This is a genomic window from bacterium (assembly GCA_036382775.1).
Taxonomy (GTDB): domain Bacteria; phylum Hydrothermota; class Tepidihabitantia; order SM23-42; family JAOAFX01; genus DASVHD01.
On the sequence record DASVHD010000041.1, the window covers coordinates 39,364 to 58,539 of the forward strand.

The 19,176-nt window shown below is 48.6% G+C and carries 17 protein-coding genes; all 17 read right to left on the minus strand.

Going from position 1 to position 19,176, the window contains the following annotated elements:
* Window positions 1-2: 2 nt before the first annotated feature.
* Entirely contained in the window at window positions 3-1,871 is a 1,869-nt protein-coding gene (gene asnB, locus VF399_10585; GenBank protein HEX7320786.1) for an asparagine synthase (glutamine-hydrolyzing), read from the minus strand.
* Window positions 1,859-2,908: a hypothetical protein gene (locus VF399_10590; GenBank protein ID HEX7320787.1), complete on the minus strand. Its 1,050-nt coding sequence runs from the start codon at window positions 2,906-2,908 to the stop codon at window positions 1,859-1,861. The genes asnB and VF399_10590 overlap by 13 nt, the downstream gene beginning before the upstream one ends.
* The gene (locus tag VF399_10595) at window positions 2,908-4,077 is read right to left on the minus strand and encodes a glycosyltransferase (protein HEX7320788.1); all 1,170 of its coding nucleotides are present in this window, start codon (window positions 4,075-4,077) and stop codon (window positions 2,908-2,910) included. Before VF399_10595 ends, VF399_10590 begins: the two co-directional genes overlap by 1 nt.
* A complete protein-coding gene (locus VF399_10600) occupies window positions 4,074-5,222 on the minus strand; it encodes a glycosyltransferase family 4 protein (protein ID HEX7320789.1) in 1,149 nt (382 codons plus the stop codon). Before VF399_10600 ends, VF399_10595 begins: the two co-directional genes overlap by 4 nt.
* Entirely contained in the window at window positions 5,219-7,069 is a 1,851-nt protein-coding gene (locus tag VF399_10605; protein HEX7320790.1) for an asparagine synthase-related protein, read from the minus strand. Before VF399_10605 ends, VF399_10600 begins: the two co-directional genes overlap by 4 nt.
* Before the next feature lie 12 nt (window positions 7,070-7,081).
* Window positions 7,082-8,119, minus strand: coding sequence for a D-2-hydroxyacid dehydrogenase (locus VF399_10610; GenBank protein ID HEX7320791.1), 1,038 nt, complete (start codon window positions 8,117-8,119; stop codon window positions 7,082-7,084).
* Window positions 8,116-9,351, minus strand: a complete 1,236-nt coding sequence (locus tag VF399_10615; protein ID HEX7320792.1) for a hypothetical protein — start codon at window positions 9,349-9,351, stop codon at window positions 8,116-8,118. Before VF399_10615 ends, VF399_10610 begins: the two co-directional genes overlap by 4 nt.
* Window positions 9,335-9,979 carry a class I SAM-dependent methyltransferase gene (locus tag VF399_10620; protein HEX7320793.1) on the minus strand — a complete coding sequence of 215 codons (645 nt, stop codon included), beginning with the start codon at window positions 9,977-9,979 and terminating at the stop codon, window positions 9,335-9,337. The genes VF399_10615 and VF399_10620 overlap by 17 nt, the downstream gene beginning before the upstream one ends.
* Window positions 9,967-10,575, minus strand: coding sequence for a GNAT family N-acetyltransferase (locus VF399_10625; protein ID HEX7320794.1), 609 nt, complete (start codon window positions 10,573-10,575; stop codon window positions 9,967-9,969). The genes VF399_10620 and VF399_10625 overlap by 13 nt, the downstream gene beginning before the upstream one ends.
* Before the next feature lie 157 nt (window positions 10,576-10,732).
* On the minus strand, window positions 10,733-11,935 hold the full coding sequence (locus VF399_10630) for a glycosyltransferase family 4 protein (protein HEX7320795.1): 1,203 nt from the start codon (window positions 11,933-11,935) through the stop codon (window positions 10,733-10,735).
* A 10-nt stretch (window positions 11,936-11,945) separates the two neighbouring features.
* Window positions 11,946-12,881, minus strand: coding sequence for a GDP-mannose 4,6-dehydratase (locus VF399_10635; GenBank protein HEX7320796.1), 936 nt, complete (start codon window positions 12,879-12,881; stop codon window positions 11,946-11,948).
* A gap of 18 nt (window positions 12,882-12,899) precedes the next feature.
* Window positions 12,900-13,604 (minus strand): sugar phosphate nucleotidyltransferase, encoded by a 705-nt coding sequence (locus tag VF399_10640; GenBank protein HEX7320797.1) that lies wholly within the window; start codon window positions 13,602-13,604, stop codon window positions 12,900-12,902.
* Between the two features lie 5 nt (window positions 13,605-13,609).
* A complete protein-coding gene (locus tag VF399_10645) occupies window positions 13,610-14,581 on the minus strand; it encodes a GDP-mannose 4,6-dehydratase (GenBank protein ID HEX7320798.1) in 972 nt (323 codons plus the stop codon).
* A 136-nt stretch (window positions 14,582-14,717) separates the two neighbouring features.
* The gene (locus tag VF399_10650) at window positions 14,718-16,085 is read right to left on the minus strand and encodes a T9SS type A sorting domain-containing protein (protein ID HEX7320799.1); all 1,368 of its coding nucleotides are present in this window, start codon (window positions 16,083-16,085) and stop codon (window positions 14,718-14,720) included.
* A gap of 16 nt (window positions 16,086-16,101) precedes the next feature.
* Window positions 16,102-16,866, minus strand: a complete 765-nt coding sequence (locus VF399_10655) for a class I SAM-dependent methyltransferase (GenBank protein ID HEX7320800.1) — start codon at window positions 16,864-16,866, stop codon at window positions 16,102-16,104.
* Between the two features lie 2 nt (window positions 16,867-16,868).
* Entirely contained in the window at window positions 16,869-18,167 is a 1,299-nt protein-coding gene (locus tag VF399_10660) for a polysaccharide deacetylase family protein (GenBank protein ID HEX7320801.1), read from the minus strand.
* A 31-nt stretch (window positions 18,168-18,198) separates the two neighbouring features.
* The gene (locus tag VF399_10665) at window positions 18,199-19,176 is read right to left on the minus strand and encodes a GNAT family N-acetyltransferase (protein HEX7320802.1); all 978 of its coding nucleotides are present in this window, start codon (window positions 19,174-19,176) and stop codon (window positions 18,199-18,201) included.

A 19,176-nucleotide genomic window follows, 5' to 3' on the forward strand; every position in this document is an offset into this window, starting at 1 on the left:
TTTCAATTAAAAAAAGTCCTGTACCATTGTTCCATGGATAACAGCAGGAACAGGTTGCGCTTGTAATCCTTTTTGCCACGCTTGTGCAGGTCGTATATATTTTTCACGTACTCGATATTGAAATATTGCCGTGTGAAAGAATCGCGGCCGCTGATCAAATTCAGAAAATACTTTTCCAGATCATGAGTCAGCCATTCGCTCATGGGATTTGTGAAACCGATCTTTTTTCTTTTCAAGATATAACCGGGCAGCCAGCGACGGGCGATCTGTTTGTGAATATGCTTGAACTGGAAGCGCCTGAGTTTCAATTCTGACGGGATCTTTTCCGCCAATCTCACGTATTCAATATCCAGGAACGGTACCCTGGCCTCGACACTTGCCGCCATCGCCATTTTGTCCTCGGCGAGCAGCAGATTATCGGGCAAGGAGAACCTGAGGTCAATGTAAAGCATTTTGTCCAATGATGAATGATTCGTGAACCGGCGGAAGAACGGTTCGATGCACGCTCTTCCCCGGTCAAGCGCAAACCGGCGGCAGAGGTCTTTGTTATAGAGTTTCATTTTCTCTTCCGGAAGAAAAACCGAGTAGATCAGGTAAAACCGGTCGATTTCATCATTTTCACTCAGCGTGTACAACGAGCGCTTTAACCTTTCGTTCCTGACCAGGCGGCTGGCCGGCTTAGTCAGGAACCGTGGTGCAATGTTCATTATCCGGCGGTACCGCTCGCCCAGATGCCGGTGGTAACCGCCGAACAGTTCATCAGCGCCCTGGCCGTTCAACAACACTTTTATGCCGTTGTCCCGGGCCAGTTTCGCGACAAAATAATAGGCCAACGCCGACTCGTTACCCAATGGTTCTTCCAGATCCCGCATATACTTATTGAACATATCCTGATAATCACGGGGGCTCAAGGTCATGGTCTTTAGGTCGCCGTTGAAATATTCAGCCGATGCCCGAGCCAGCGCGATCTCATCATACTGTTCATTGTCCGCAAAACCAATGGTAAAACAATTGACTTTCGTTTTTGAATGCCTGCTGAGGACCGCCAGCAATAGATTGGAATCCACGCCGCCGCTCAGTGACAGGCTGATCGGGACGTCGCTCATCATCTGGCGTTTCACGGCTTTTTCGACGGCGGCGTTCATTTCGTTCAGCCTATCCCCTTCGTTCTTGGCATGATCGATCGGCAGGGCATCAGCCCAGAAGTATTTGATCTTTCCGGCACCTTTAGAATTCACCTTCAGAAAAGAGCCGGCCGGCATTTTATAAATGCCCTGGAATAAAGTCTGCGGTGCGGGCGTTTGCCGGAAGGTGATGTGCAGGTCCACGGCGTCCGTATTCACACCTTTTGAGTATTCGGGATGCAGGAGCAGGGATTTGATCTCGGAACCAAACACCAGACTCTTCCCCGTGTCATGGTAATACAGCGGCTTAACCCCGAGGTGATCGCGCGCCATAAAAAGTTCCTTTTTCAAAGAATCCCAAATGGCAAAAGCGAAAATTCCGTTCAGCATATCCAGCATGCCGGTCCCGTATTCCCGGTACGCATGAACCAATGCCTCGGTATCCGAACCGGTCCTGAATCGATAACCCCTGGAGATCAAATCATTTTTAATCTCCCGGTAATTGTATATTTCGCCATTGTACGTTATCCACACCGCCTTGTTCTCATCGCTCATGGGCTGTTGACCGGTCACGAGGTCAATTATTGCCAGACGCCGGTGACCGAAACCGATTCCATTTCTATCATCATAATAGGAACCTTCGCCATCGGGTCCGCGGTGGCTGAGAATGTCGGTCATCCGCTTCAATAAAGCACGGTCCACCGGCTCTTTATTCGCATAATTATAGATGCCGGCTATCCCGCACACTGTTTCTCCAGCGAATCCATCACACCAGCCATTGTTTTGATCTTAAGTTTATTTTCTTTTCTTTTCTGTGCACAATAGTCCATGACGGGGAACAACACTTCGTCTATCCGTTCCTGACTGATCGAAGGGTGAAACCAGAAGTGACACAGTGCCTTTTTCTTGATCGCTTTATCCACGCATTTTTTCAGGCGCCATAAGATATATCTCGAATTCCATTCATCGTCGGGGACGATATTTGATGCCACGGGAAAAGCCCAGAGACCGTGATTCGTCCTGAATGGCATGGATATTTCGGCGTCATCATCCGGGAAATACCGCATGCACTTGTATCCGTATTCGGTCAGCAAAGAAAAGTGGCCGGCTTCATCGCCAGGGAACACCATAGTGACGGGCTTCAATCCCCATCCCGCCATAATATCGGCACACTGTTTTAATTCTGCGCGGGCAAGCTCGGCTGGACAATAATTTTCTTTAAAACCGATATGCGAAAAGGAATGACACGCAATTTCATGCTTAACCCTGGTATTGATAATGCTTTTTATTAAGTCCGGAGCATACCATTCTGGACCGTGCGCAGCGTCTGAACATGGATCGCCATCATACCAATCGCCGGACATAAAGCTCCATAAGTTATTCTTAAAAAAATTCGGTCTGGGCATCTCGCGATGGGCTTTGTTATTTACCTTTTCACAATGATCCAGGAATAAGTGGCCTACTATTGCCCAGGTCATAGGAATCCTTAAGGTCTCCAGTTTTTCAAGGATCAAGGAAATATTCTCCCTTTCCGCACTGCAAAGGTCGATCATCTTGTGTTTTGGGTCACGGTCAAACCGCCACGCCCACGCCAATTCAAAATCAGCCGTAAAAATAACCGTTCCCAATTCCAGATCCCTGATGCCATTCTTGGCTGCGTTCACGTGATAAACCGGTCTTCGGCGCAGTCGATAAACGGCCCGAGACAGCAGCATCCTCAATGAAGAAGGAAGGCGGGAGCGGACAGATCCGTAGATCGATCGATATCTGTTATGGTCGTCCATTAACCAAGTAGTTGTTCATATATGCGTTCAAGATCTAAAATTCTTTTCCTCGCATCGAGCTCGCCGATCGCCTTTCCAGCTGCGGCTTTGCCCATCTTTTCGCGCAGATACCGGTTTTCGAGCAGTGCGGTCAGCGCATCGATAAGTCCTTGGTGATCTTTTTCTTGAACCAAGATCCCATGAACGCCGTTTTCGATTATTTCCGGAATGCCGGCATGATAGGAGGAAATCACGGGCAGACCTGCGGCCATGGCTTCTACGATAGTGCCCGGTATTCCTTCTTTGTCGCCTTTAACGGTTATGCTGGGCAGGGCGAAAATATCGGCATTTCTGAATTCTTCGATCAGCACATCGCTGTCATAAGGAATATGACCGCAAAACCTCACCCTTTTCTGCCAGCCGTATCGCTCGACCATATTCACCAGGTTCGACCTCATCGGGCCGTCGCCGACAAAGGTGATCTGAAAACGCACTTTTGCTGCTTTTCGTTCTTCGATCTCATGCAGCGCAGCGAGGACCAGGTGCTGCGCCTTTTTTATTTCCAGCGTTCCGCACATAAGAATATTCAAAATATCTTTTTGCCGGTATTCCCGTTTTGGATTTGCGAAACGATCGCATTCCACGCCGTAATAATGGACGATGATCTTGTCTTCAGGACAGCCCAGGGCGACCAGGTCTTTCTTCATATCATTGGACATCGCGATAAAGCGGTCGATCGATACGAAGATCGGCTTGAGATAATCCAATCCCAATCCAAAATAGAGACGGGGAAACAGGGAAACGTCATAACCGTAGAGTGAAACCAGCGATGGAAGTCTTATCCTTTTCTTAAGGCCGAGAAAATACCGGGCATCGACCGCATAGTGGAAATGCAGCAGTTTAGCTTTGACATCATTGATGACGTCTTCCATCAGACCGATCTCGACGGCAGGAAGATACCTCAGCAGCTGGTAGGCAAATCTTGCCCACGTTTTTGGAAATCCCGCCGTGTGAGCGACGGCGCTGAACACATTATAATCAGCCGGCGGCTCGACACCGTTTCGCAGTCTATGGCATATTACAAAAGGGCGATACGCTCCTAAAAACGCCATCTGGTAATGGATGAAAGTTTCCGTAGGCCCGAGATATTGACGCATGAGATGAGCGACGACCGGATTGCTGTTCCTCATGGGGCACGGTCCATAATCTCGCGGTAAATGGCAATGTGCCGGCGGGCGATATCGCGGCACCGGTAGTTGTCCATTGCGTGCTGCCGCGCATTCCTGCGTATTCGATCAGCCAGTTCCTTATCCACGAGCAGTGTCTTTATGCATGCCGCCAGTTCATCGGCATCGCCGGCGCTGAACAGCAGACCGGTCCGGCCGTGCTCGATCATGTATGGAATGCCACCCACACGAGAGGCGACCACGGGTACGCCGGCTGCCATTGCCTCGGCGATCGTCATCGGGCTGTTTTCCTGGATCGATGGCAATATAAAAACTGCCGCCGTTGCCAGGAGATCTTTGATCCCGGATGACGGCAGATCATGGAAAAAACTGACGTGGGCATGAACGCTCGCGTGGATCGCGTTCATTAGATTCTGATAATATTCCATGTCATCTTTGCGGCCGCAGACATTCAACCGGATATCATGAAATTCCCGTTTCAATTTGGCATAAGCATCAATCAAAACATGCACTTGTTTCAGGTGGATGATCGCACCGATGAACAGGATCTCGTTCGCAGCATGAACGGCTGCCGGATCGCCGGCAAAAAATTGTTCGGAAATGGGGTTAGGCAAAATGAAAACCCGCTTCCGACGGCTAAGCAAGTTTGCCACATAAGGCGAAGCGCCGATAAAATAGCGGTAATTTCTGTGCACGAACCACTCAATGACCCTGTCCAGCTGGTGGCTCCAGTACGTGTTCCCAATCCAGAGCTTGGCTTCGGTCCTGCGGATCCCGTGCACGGTGAATATTCTCGGATATCCGCCGATCACAGCGGCAAGCGCCAGCGCGACATTGTCTTGGCAGTGAACAAGGTCCGGCTTTATTTTTTTGAGCAATAGTACGCACCGGGCGATGTTGTACGGCGTATGAGGTTTCAACAATGGATTGGCCGACACCGCAAGAAAGTGAAATCGAAAACCGTTCTTGACAAGATGCTGATCGCTCTTGATCGTTCTTGATAGACTGACAATATGGAATTCGATTTCAGGATAGTGGCCATCCAGTCCCTCCAGGAGATAGGAGGTCACGGTTTCCACTCCGCCGCTGAAACCGGTAAAATCAGAAGGGTAGTTCGTGAGGACGGCGATCCTATGAACAGATTTCATAAGCTATTGAGGATCTTCAGATACAATGACAGAGAAACCGCCTGAGCGAATTTCATCCGGTCGCCTGACCACTTATTATCGGTATAATCGGCTTTCAACCGGTTCGAAAACATAGGTAGCACCAGGTCTGAGGGCGATATATGACCGCGATAAAAGTCAGCGCTCCACTCTTCGATCTTGAATTCCCGGTAGTTGGTAAATATCCGTCTTGCCTTTTTCAGGGCCAGACCCGGCATCATTTTGAACAAAGCCGCCCGGGAAAGCAAATACCGCGGCGGGTATCCGTGGTCGGTCGTGAATTTCAGCAACTGCGGTCTGTATCGCTTGATGAGCCGGGCATAGAAATGCTGTGACTCGAACCTTTGCCTGATCGAAGGCTTGAGCGGGTCGGTATATACGCCGGCAAAGGGTGACTTAAAAATGAACTCCACGAATTCATCATCCAGAAAAGGAAACCGGTTCTCGGCATATATCCGTTCCATATGCACCTCCGCCCCGAAGTACTTCCTCATGCCTTCTTTAAGCATGAACAGGTAGAAGCGTTCCTGATCGTCTTGCGTCGGATAATCAGCAAGGCATGTCTGGTGTATATGCTCGACGAGCTCGTCGCGGTTTTTGAAATTATCAGCATGGAAATATGAACCGGCACGGGCGCGGTCGATCACCGCGTTGATCGCTTCCTTTTTGTCGCGCGCAAAATTGATCAAGACGTAATTATCGTTGACCATATAACCGAGCGCCACGTTCTGGAACGTCCGCAGCAACTCGCTTCCAAATATCCCGGATATAACGACACCTGAAAAAGGACGCAATTTCCTGAAGGCATAAGGATAGTTGGCCCGCTCAATGGACGACAGACAATCCGAGAAAAATACCGCCTGGCCGGCGCAATCGCCAAAGGCGCGTTCATAATCATGCTCCAGGTACACCGGCAGAAATTGCAGGCCATTTTCAGCGCACATTTGACGCGGTATTTTTACATTAAGGCTTTGATCAATGCCAAACGAATAACACAGCAGATCCTGCGGGTCCTTGTCCAGTACCGCGAGGATCGTCCGGCTGTCAAAGCCGCCGGTCAGCGACAGGCATATTTTCCCCGGTTCTGCCGCGCAGGCGTTGACCGTATCCTTGAACAATTTGCCGCCGATCTCGCCCGCTTCGGCATGCGAATACAACGGCTGGTGCAGCATGCTGGCGCAGTTCCAGTAGATCCCGCTTGTGAATGAATCCTCCGAGACTTGTAGCCGCGCGGCCGGGGGCAAGCGCTTGATCTTTTTGAAAAAAGTCAGGTCGCCTAACGGATAGCCGAAGATCGCATACTCGGCTAGAGCCAGGGTATCGATATCCTGGTCATTACCGGTAAATTTCGCGATCATCGCCAGGTTGTTTGAAAATAAAAGCTTTTTATCCTGCCATGAAAAATAGCACGGCGAGATCCCGAACCGGCTGTTCAAAATGATGAATTCCCTTCGCGGCTTGTTCAGGATGATCAACTGGAAATCGCCCTTTATATGATCGCTGAAGTTCTTGCCGGTCGCACGGTACAAACTCAGCAAATCGGCCGGTTTCAATTTTACACGCCCGGCATTTGACTTTCCGCGTCCGGCAGCATTCAGATACACTTCACCGATAGCCAGGGCCATGAGATCATCATCATCCGCGCAATATTCCCGCGGATCGCTGCGTGACGTGAATGCAAGCTGCAGATCCGCGAAGACGAACTCGTGTTCCTCGCAACCGCTGTCGTCGCCGATCAGCTTGCGGCTCGCCAACAGCCATGATCGAATGGGCGAAAGAGATACCGGCCGCCTCATGGGATCAAAAATACCCAGGATATCAATGATCATTTCGACGGATGATCAGCGACCATTCCACTCGCCCTCGAGGACCCTGCCGGACATAAACTCTCTAATGTTCGAAACGAACCGGGTCATTATCGCCTTGCGAAAGGAAAAAATATTGCCGGCGACGTGCGGCGTGATGATAAGGTTCGGACAGTTCCACAAGGGGCTGAAAAAATGGAGGGGTTCGGCGGCAGTGACGTCGATCCCGGCGCCGGCGATCACTCCTTGACGCAGGACATTAACCAGAGCTTTTTCATCCATGACCTGTCCCCGGCCGATATTTATCAGGTAAGCGCTTTTTTTCATCCGCTTGAGCTCTTTCTCGTTTATCATCCGGCTGGTTGCGTCGTTCAAAGGTACGCATAGGATGACAAAGTCGGACCGGGTCAGCAGTTCTTCCAAGCTGCCGCACCGCTCAGCGACATTGCATTTCACATCAAGCCGCGTGTCATAATAGACCACGGTCATCTGCATGCTGGATAACACAGAAGCAACGGCGCGGCCGATGTTGCCCATTCCGATGACACCTGCCGTCCGCCCGCCAAGACCGCGGATACCGGGCAGGATGCGGTCCTGCTTCCATTGCCTTCGATCCTGCTGCCTGACCGCCAGGTCTAACCTGCGGTCCAGGGCAAGCATCAGCAGTAATATGTGCTCAGCCACACCCCGCGCAGACAGACCCGCGGCGGTAGTGATCATGATCTTTTTGCCGGCGTTGAGTTCATCCAAAAACTCGGTACCGGTGGTAATCAACTGAACCAGTTTCAACTTCGGCGAACGTGCCAATAATTCGCCGGAGAACCAGGTGCCGATCAGAACATCAGCTCCTGGCAGATACTTGTCGCGAACCGCGAAGTTCTTGAAAAATCTCACATCGCAGCGTTCCTGCCACGCCGGGTAGATACTACCCAGCGTAAGGTACCATTCTTTTTCCGAATACTCAGGAACGCATTCGATCAGGATGTGAAGCCGATCATTCAGCCATTCGATCCAATCATGAGATCTCATCAATACCGGCGCGACTATCCTCTTTAAGGCGTTCTTAAACTTCATTCCAATCCTGCCTTCTTCATGCTCTTTTTCATGATATATAGCGGCGCCTTGATGATCTTCCACCCGTATTCAATGCTCTTTAACATTGGTCCCGGATCGTTCAATGACCACGATGAAAATGCCCTGGTGCCGCGGAGAGAGCTCAGCCACTTCCCGAACGACAACCGTCCGTTGCGGCGATGGTCCAGAAATGACTGGAAATCGGACATCGGGTCCAGCCATTTAACGCCGGTCCGGTAATGCAGTTGTGGGACCGGATCCTGCCCGGTCAGGTCCGCGTATTGGATCAATGGGAAATCGATCCCGCATGCCAACGCGTGGTCGTTCTGCTGCCAGTACCTTGGGTTCAGTTCGATCAATTTGAACTTGCCATCGCGTTCGTCCTTCTTGAACTCTATGGAACCGATCCCCCGGTATCCGATATCGTCAAAGAACTGCATGCCCAGCCTGATGAGTTCATCGGATCTGACGCTTTCGACGCAGGTGCCGACGCCGAATTCAACCGGATATTGCCGGATCTTCTGCAGGACAAATAAAGCCAGCGTTTTCCCCTGTCCATTTATATAAGCGCACACCTTGTAATGATTGGTATTTGCACCAGGTATTATTGACTGGACTAAGACCTTAATTCGGAAAGGCAGGAGTTCCTTGATCTTCTTTTCCAGTTCGCGAGGATCGTGAACCTTGAACCCCTTGATCTGCGGAAACTTCGCCTGCCATTGATATGAATAGCAGCCCTTAACGATCGCCGGATAATCGATTTTGTTCTTGAATAATTCAACATCGCTTGCCGACTCCGGGAAAAAGGCCCGAGGACAGGGCACGTCGCTTTTTTTTGCGAGTTCGTATTGCCTGCGCTTGTCAGCAATGGACTCGACAATATCACTGGCCGGGAGGTTGAATCGAAAATATTCTTTCAGGGCATCCCGATAACGCGACACAAATAAGACAAAGGCATCCGTCGTGGGCAAAAGGATGCCGTGGTCGGCGCGCTTCTTTCCTTCGTGCAAAAGGAAATCAAGCGTCTCTTCGGGCTTATGGATAGGATTGGGGAAAAGCCTGGCAGTGCAGTAACGGGATCTAAAACCGGGCATTTTCGGATCATAATCTAAACCGGTGACCGGTATCCCGTATTTACCCAGGCTTCTGATAACGGCCAGCCCGGTATCGAAAAGTCCCAGCACAAATGCTTGATGAGTCAACCGAAGTTTAGAATTATTTTTTCCCGACATAATAGACCGCCGATAGAATATCCGGGTTTTGATCCAGCAGAAAAAGATCGAAAAATTTAAATGGAAACAGCATGAAAGAAAGCAGGATATCGATGAGCTTGCGGATATAACGATTGCGAAACCAGCTCTGGAAATAAGCGATGATCATCGCATTCATCGCCGAAGCCGGTCCGATGAGCGCTCCGGACCTGATCTCCCTGAACCCGTGTTGGCGGGCAAACAGCCTTAAGCCTTCCAGGGTCCATCGCCAGTAGTCCTGGGGGTCCTTATGGTAAGGCTGCAGGAACGGGACTTCAATATGCACGATCCCATTGGGCTTCATGATCCGGCGAAATTCCTTTAATGCCGGGCCCGGATTCTCAATATGCTCAAGAACACCCGTACAAAAAACACAATCCTGACTGTCATTCCTTAACGGTAACGAACCGATATCGGCAACGATATCGGTATTAGGCAGACTTACCGCATCAATGCAGATCACGCGATCGGCAATCTTACGACCGCCGGCGCCGACATCGATGATCGCGGCTCCTTTAGCCAGTGACATGAGTGTCTTTTTTACCTGTGGAATCGGCTGGGTTATGACAGATGGAATGAACTTGTTGACGCCGGATCTCAACCATGGCATAGATCACCCGGAACAGTTCGATACTTGGTTCCGCAATCCTTGAGAATTGCGTCTGTATCCAGATCCAGACTATTGATCTGGCGCTTCCGGAACCCCCATAACTGGCGGAACTCTATTCTGCAGAATATGTGCCTCATGCCGAGTTTTTTATGGGTCCTGAAGGAAACATAATTATCAGGCATGATCCACATCCAAGCCGACGTGTAACCTTCATCGACGCATGTATTCACGGCTGCCTGAAAAACAGCGGCGTACAAGCGTTTACCGCGATACGCGTTCAATGTGTAAACATCGTAAAAGCCAACTGTCTTGTCAGGGATGTTCAACGTATAGTCGACGGGACTCAAATAGCATGGTCCCCGGCTTACAAAGACCACGGAAGCAGGTTTACGGTTATATTCGACGCAGAAACACCAATCCCCGTCTTCGAACCGCCGTTTTATTTCGTCCGCATAAGCACCCTGCGACCAATCCCGGTCTTCCCGTTCACGATCACGGATAAAAGACAGCAGCGATTCCGGCGCGGTAATGCGACGCACCCGCACATCGCGGTCTGCAGGATGACTAACCAGCCGCATATCTAGAATATAGATCATATTTTTGGCGACTCGCCACCTTTGACCTAACTCGCGTGCCAGGAATCGACCATACGCACTGAAAAGCCAGGGATGGGTAAAATAGTGAAGCAAACCCTTTTGCTTTACCCTTGCCCCTACGCGGTGGAATTCCGTTACCATTATCGGCTTGTCTTACCTATCCCGTTTTGATATCATGGCGTGATCTCTGATTGAGCCATGCCTTTTGATAGACATCAACAACCTGCCCGGCGATCTGCCGCCATGAAAACTCCTTTTCTACCCTTGATCTTATATTGTTCCTCATTTTTTTCCGGAGATCATAATCCTTTAATACAGTGGTTATCGCCTGCGCCAGTGAAAACTCGTTCCGGGGTGGAACAATAAAGCCGGTCTCACCGTGTTCAACAACCTCGGGCAATCCACCCACGTCAGTGACAACGACCGGCTTACCAAAGGCATAAGCTGTCATTATTACTCCGCTCTGCGTGGCATCGATATAAGGAAGCACCACGCAGCTTGCCCTTTGAAAGAACTTAGCTGCGAGATCATTGGTGATATAATGATTATAGATCTCATAACGGCTGCGGTTACGTATCATATTTTCATAAATCAAAAAATCACCGTCTCCCGCGATAATCACCTTAAGGTTTTTCACTTTCTCAGAAATAAGTGGCTCCGCTTTTATAAGGTACTCCAGACCTTTATAAGGGGAAATGCGACCGAAAAAAAGAACCGTGGATTCCTCCTCACCGACGTCACGGGCAACCCATTTCGCGTAGGTATTCAACGCACCGAAGGGAATCGCAGCCAATCGGTTTAAAGGAATATGATAATAGCGGGCGAATTGCCGGCTTTGATAGGCGCAACCGGTGATTAGCGGATACCTCAATTTGGCAATAAGGCGATTAAAAAAAGTGCATTGCCAGGCTTCTTCCCCGCTATGGGGAATATAATCATGAACGGTAAATATTTTTTTGTATTTTCCCAAAAACGGCAGGAGGAATAAGAAATGCAGATTAACGCCATGAACATGAATGACATCGGGATCTAGACTGTTAATCATACGGATTATCTTAGGGATTAACTGAAGATTTTGCGGATTTTTTATCCGGATCGACGGGTAATTGATTATATATACCTGGACCTTTGCGTCGAGCAGCGATCGGATTCTTTCCCCAGCGATCAGTTTAAACTGCGCGTCAGTTCTGGAAAAAACGCCCGGTTGTTGCAGAATATTCAGCTCCAGCACGCTTTCGGTCTTGCCGCACACCCATTTCTCGGTCTGGATTACCAGGGTGATGTCATTGCCTGACGCAAGATGATTTATCAGTTCAAATGTCACATCAAAATGGCCCCTGGTCCAGGCGAGTATTTTCATGGTAATGCTTTTACGACATTGACATATAAAAATCCACCATACTGCCCAGGGAATTGGCGAGTGAAATTTCGGGCCGCCAGCTAGTCGCGGTCGTGATTTTACGGTTATCACCGACGCTCATAGGAACAGCCGTTTTACCCGTACCGCCTTGATCCAGCTTGACATCAACTTTCATATTGACCATATTGCGAAAAGCATCAACTATATCCCGGATCGGAGTTCCTTTGCTGCAGCAAACATTATAGATCTCTCCCACGGTCCCGGTGCTCACGATCGCCCAGTATGCTTTAACGACATCCCTTATGTCGACAAAGTCCCGGATACTATCCTGATTTTTAATACGGATCACGGGATCTTGTTCTTTTTTATTTATCGCAGCTACCTGGCGGGCGAGCGAAGAACACACAAGACGAGCTGGTGCGCCAGGGCCGATTATGTTGAAGGATCGCGCAATATAAACCTGACAATCATGAATAAAATGATATCTGCGGCAAATTAATGTCTGGCACACCTTGCTTATGCCGTAGAACGACACGGGGCGCAGCGTCATTTCTTCGTTAACCGGCTGCTTTTCAACGGCAACAACGCCATACTCAGCAGCCGAGCCGGGGCTCAGGACCCTGGTCGTCAACCCCTGAACTGCGTCCAGGATGTTCTTTGTTCCCTGAACATTGACATCAAGCAATTCCTCAAAATTATCGCTTCCGATCAGACCAGCCAGATGAAACAGATAGTCCGGCCTTACTGTTCGAATGATTTCTTGGATGAACTTTTTATCCCTTACATCGCCAGAGTAAAACAGATCCAAATTTTCCACTCGGCCGTGATCAACAGTTTTTGGCAGCACCGTGTCCAAACCATGAATTTCCAATCCCATCGTTTTAAGATATCGGGCAAGATGAACCCCGGTAAAACCGCTCACACCACTGATCAACACCCGTGTCATAATTTTTAACGGTTCATTTTAGAGCAAAAACTTGGATGGATCTCTATTGAAAAGCTCGGTGGCGGCATTGAAATCCTCGATTCGTCCGATATCATGCCAGTAGCCGGTATGCCGATAGCCCAGCACCCTGTGATTGCCCCGGACCAGCAGCTTGATCAAGTCAGGCATATCAAGTCTTAGCCCCTTCTTCAGGTACTTCAGTACCTCAATTTCAAACATATATATCCCCATGCTTACTTCATATGTCATCGACGGCTTTTCGATGTAATTGCTGACCCGGCCTTCTTCATCCGCTTCAATGATGCCCAGGTCAACCTCTTGTTTCTTCTGACACAGACCGATCGTCGCCGTGGCCTTGTTTTGCTTGTGAAATTCAATGAAAGCGCTGTAGTCCAGATCGGTTAAGATATCGCCGTTCATGACCAGAAACGTATCCGGCAGGTTCTCGATCAATAGTAAAGGCGCGGCGGTTCCTAATGGCGCCAGTTCTTCCGAATATTCGATCGCGACACCCAGGCTCTTTCCATCCTGGAACAGAGTTCTTATCAGTTCTCCTTGGTATCCGATCGCTAAAGTGATTTTCCTGAAACCATAGTGCTTGAGCTGCCTGATCACGATCTCCAGTATGGATTTTTCACCCACGGGCATCAGGGGTTTGGGTAAAATAGTCGTATAGGGCGCTAGACGGCTCCCCTTTCCACCAGCCAGGATAACTGCTCTCATGGTCGTCAGATATTATAGATGCCGAGACGATACCGATCAAGATGAGAGCCAATCCAGTCGATAGTCGTGCGCAGGCCGTCAGCGAATGATACTCCGGGATTCCAGCTGATGAGTTTTTTTGCCTGGCTGATGTCCGCGCACAACCTTTCCACCTCACTTTCCTGGGGCCGTACGCGCCCGGGATCTACCACCACTTCCAGGTCTTTATCCATTAAAGTAAGGATCTTCTTTGTCAGCTCTCCGATTGAGATCTCAAACCCGCTTCCCAGATTGGTCACGACACCGTCGCAAGCCCGAGAATGCGCGATCTTGAAGAACCCATCGATTACGTCAGTAACATAAGTGAAATCCCGCGTCGGTGGCAAAGCACCTAAATATATCCGATCGCTGGTGAGCGCCTGGGTAATGATCACCGGGATTATCGCCCGCGCTGACTGACGCGGTCCATAGACATTGAACGGTTTTGCGATCTTCACTCCGACACCAAAACTTTTGTAGTAAGTCAGCGCCAGCTGTTCAGCCGCACTTTTGGTCGCAGCATAAGGGGATTGAGGGACGACAGGATGTTTTTCATCCATTGGTATATATTGCGCCGTCCCATAGGTTTCACTCGTCGAAACGATTACAACATCATTCGTACGCAGGCTCCGTGCGCATTCCAGAACATTGTATGTCCCTTCGATATTGGTACGGATGTATGCCAGCGGGGAAACATAAGAATATGGGATGCCAATCAACGCCGCAAGGTGGAAGACCATATTGCAATCGTGCATTGCTTTGTACACGGAATCAAAATCCCTGACATCGCCCGCATAAAATTCGACATCATTCTGTAATGGGGAATCGGTCAGATTGCCCAGGCTATTACGGGAATTATAATGAATGAATGCTTTGACCTTATGACCTTTTGATACCAGTTCCTCGGTCAGATGAGAACCGACAAATCCACTGGCACCGGTTACCAGGATTTTACCCATGATCACTTCCTTTCGCTTGGCCACTGGACCATAACACTTTTTGTTCGGGCATTGATCACCGCTGCTTTAATTCTGTCTTTCAACAACAACTACCGATCGCTGCGATTTCCATGCGTGATCCAGCGGTTTTTTCGCATTATCTTACGACAACGACCTTTTCATTAATGATCTCGGCATCGACCTCTAGCTTGAGAAAATAGAGACCCTGGCTGAACCTGGACAGGTCAAGATCGAATGAATATTGCCCCGCCTCGACCGCGCCATCAACGATTAAAGCTGCTTCCCTCCCGGCAACATCATAGAGCGCGAGCTTGATATGTCGATGTTCCGGGACCGTATATCGCAGTTTCGTAGTGCCGGTGGTTATACTTGGCAGTACTTCAAGGTTGAAAAATCTGCGACGACCGATCGCCTTGTATTCTTCGGGTCCTGGCCAGATCTTCTGATAAGCCTTTTTGCACAACAGATATTCGATGTAACCTGCATAACCACCACTGCCTCTTATCACGAGGCTGTCGGTCTTGCACAATCCCTTCAAAATAATGAATTCATCGTCGTCTCCCTGCAGCGTGAGCAGACATCCATATTCGGCGGTTATCCCCGGAACATAGTAAGCAACACGAAACGCGCTGGGCCGGTCTATGTAGACCATATCCGCGAACCGGTCACCTTGAGCTACGATATATTTGACGTACAGACTTTCCGTCTGGATCGCCTTGAGCCGGATCTCGGTGCCGTTGTGGATCGTGTATGCACCGGTGCGGTCAATATCAAATTTAACCGTATCCAGAACCTGTCCCCTGACGAATTTACCGTATCCGCTTCCCGGCGCTCCGTAAGCACCAAAAAGAGTGTCGAACTGTATATTAAGGATAATAACTGAGTCGCAATAATAACCCATGTTGGCATAGTTTGGATTTAATTCCAAAAATTTGGTCAGTCCGTATCCGTAGCCACACCGGTCGCCGTGCAGTCGGAAAGGAAATCTTTCGAACATACTGGGCAGGCCGCAGTTGAACTGTTCTCTGAATTGAACCATATAATCACCGCTTTGGTCGCCGGGCATCTTCAATCCCAGGTTAATGGCCCGCCGGGAATAAAAATTTATGTCCTTATTGTAAGCGGACGTACCCTCCATGGAAATCTGAAATTCATCCGGGGCTATCCCCAGGGACACGTACGCCGTGCTGTCCGCACCGCCTTCCCAGCATTTTGGGAAATGCCAGTACATGGTCGACGATCTAGTCTCGATCTTTATCCCTCCCGAATCGTCATAAGCGTCAATGCTCTTGCGCGGGAAAACGACGCTCGAATCGCCATCGTATATCCCCATTATCTGCCGCGTTCCCAGGAACATCGTATCGCAGACATCGCTTCTAAAGAATTTATCACCGGATTGATAACCGCCGGAATTCCATAGATATCTTGCGGAATCCGATTGTCCGAAGACAACCGATGCCAGGCCGAAGAAAAACAGGAATGATCTTCGTGAAATAAAAGTCATTTCAGCCTCCTTTATCCTAATGCTTGGCGATCGATGCCGTAATGATCAGTGAATGAGAGAACCTGAGGACCGGATTATTCGTATCGAACATCAGATCTCCGAAAACGGCATTGAAAACCTTTGATTTAAGGGTCAGCTGTGGAACATTTCCTTTGATGACCATTATATGAAAACCGACAACTTTGAAAAATTCTTTCAGAAAAGGCAGATACAGAATATTCTGCCGATCGAGTAGAGCAGCATCATAGCCGGCCAGCAACCCGGATCTCAGGAAATTAAACCGGCTGACCAGACTATGGATATATGGTATGGAAAGGATCAATCGCCCGCCGTTCTTCAATACCCTCGCGGTTTCTTTAATGAAGTGTTCGGAACCCTCAAGACATTCCAACCCTTCGCTGTTTATTACGACGTCGAATGAATCGTCTTCGTAAGGAAATTCATGGTTTAGATCGACCCGCTTGAAATCTATCCGTTTATCCGCGGAAAAACAATCCAGGATATCGCATGCCGATACTTTATGCCCTTTGAATAACAGAATCTGAGAAATGATCCCTCTTCCGCATGCCGCGTCAAGTACCCGCGCCGGTTCTACGCCAACGCTTTTTATCGCTTCGGACCACGAGTAAAATAGTGCGTACTTCACGGGTCTTTTCATAAAGGGGATCCCGACAAGTCTTGCGATATCAGCCAGGGGAGGTTCGGGAGGAATATCGGGACCGGACACATATCTGGTATTCCACGGGATCTGCTTTAATTGCTTCAGCGTGAGGCTGTCCATGCCTACCTCCTCAATTGACCGGTTAATTTAAAGGGAACATCGGGATGCAGTCTTTTGATCGAAATCCTTCCTTCTTTTTGTTCGAGGTTATCGTGTTCAGACACTAACAACACGTCCGGCGGGTAAATATCAAGACCCAGATCAACAATGACCGATGCCGTCTTATTGACAACCACCACATCATAATCTTTCCCATTGCGCACGGTGACGTTCAGATCACATGCTTTTACCTTCTTGAAATGATCCCAGATCTGCGAGATCGTCGCCAGCCAGATCTCACCCCCATTGCTTCGATTAATCAAAGACTGAATGAGCGCTTCAAAATTGCCGATATTATTTTTTGCCAAGATATCAGATGGATGCAACCAGATATTGACTGCCGACTTATTCTCTACGATCTTTTTCAACGTCCCGCTTAGCGAACCAAGCACATCAAAACAATCATAAAAATTTATGTCCGACATGTAGTATAATTCCGAATCGTTATATTTGGAAAAATTCTTGATCTTACCGATTTTACTGCCGCATCTTGTGATCAGATCGAACCCATTGCTCATCATGATATTAATAATATCATTCGGCAAATAGACCAGATCGTATTTCTGGCCGGCGATTTCTTTACCGAGCGCGGTGAGTAAGTTCAAATCATAATAATTTCGGTAAGCATCGCCGCAAAACGGAAGCGACAATATATTCGCCCTTTTAAAACCGTTCTTTACCGCTGCGTTTTGCCAATCTTCAAGATCAATTGCTACGTTTTTATGTTCTTCCAAAACTATATATGGATGGGAAAATGTGTGGCATTGAATATCCTCGCCCATTTCTTTCAAAATTTCCGCTTGATCTCCAAAATACCAGTAAGGGAATTTTTTATAATCGCTGTTTGGTGCATAAAAAAACGTGGGACGGTTTTTTCGCCAGGTGACGATATCAGTAAAACCCGCCTCATAAATGGCATACGGCAGGATTTGATTGATACGATAAGCTTTCCCATCATTATTATCTTTTAATAACGCGTGCCCATTGGCAAACCACGTAGCATGGATTCCGTATTTATTAAATATCTTGATTATTTTCTCCGTACCTTTTCGCATTGCATAGCCCATGCCGTAATAAAATGAAAGGTCTCTTTGACGATGGAACACTTTATTCGTGATAGCGTATATTCTGCCGCGAACCCGGCTGCTGAAATTGGCGATGTTCCCGTAGGGAGCCGAAGTCTCGTAATCGAATGATAGAGCAACGGCTGAGCGGCAAAACCTTTTGAACGTAGATAAGGTGATACGGGCCTTCGAGCTCATTTGTATTCTCCAGTCAGCGATATATCGCTCATCATCGATCCCCGGCGAGCCGGTTCAGCAGGCGGTATCCTGCGCCTTTTTTGGATATACAGTAGAAAGGAACCACCCGGTCAGAAAAACCGGATTTGAAGCGGGCAATATTGGGAAGCCGCTCCGGCTCCAGCACGCATAGATCGTAGAAACGTGAACGGTTTTCTTTCGCCCATTTTATCGCTGCCCATTGCAGAAGCTCACCCTGGCCCAGATTATCAACGTTTTTTCTGCTTGCCCCAAGCCAGTAATGACAGGCGAATTTATTCCTCAAGGCGACCAATCCAGAGACGAAATTGGCTCCGACCTTGGCCAGGAACACGGATGCCTTATTCGCCCCGATATAGGTCTTCAGTACATTGACATAATATTCAATGGGTTTGAGCATCAACTCGGCCGCGCCGTAGGTTTCGATCATCATGTTATAATATTCCCCGAACCGTGCATGGTCTATCATCTCTACCGTAACCTTGTTTTTCTCTGCTTTCCTGATCATATTCCTTCTCTTTGAATTGATGGAATTATTCCAGATATCATCTTCGCTTTGATCGAGATCGATGACCGCGGTCTGGAACCTGTTCTTTTTCTCCATTTCCGAATAATCATCATGTTCGATTTGGGGCATAGACCAATATACTATCCCTTCGTTTGCAGCCGGTTGCATGGCAGACATGAGTTCTTTGATTCTCGTCTCCTCCCGGTCATACACCCATCCACCATAAGGTATTTCAAACTTCGTTGGATTGGACTGCGTGAAAATAGTGAAGCCGTTTTTTTTTGAATGGCACGGGCACAAGGCTACCAGCTTGCCGTTATCATTATATGCACAAAGGTAATAACATCGAGTCCTGAAATTCTTTTCGACAATTTGGTTGAATTCAGGTTCATGAAAGATCGTGCTGAAATTCGCGTTCAAAAACGACTTTATTTCGCCGATTTCGGACGACCGGTCGACGATATTTCTTTTTATGATCTTCAC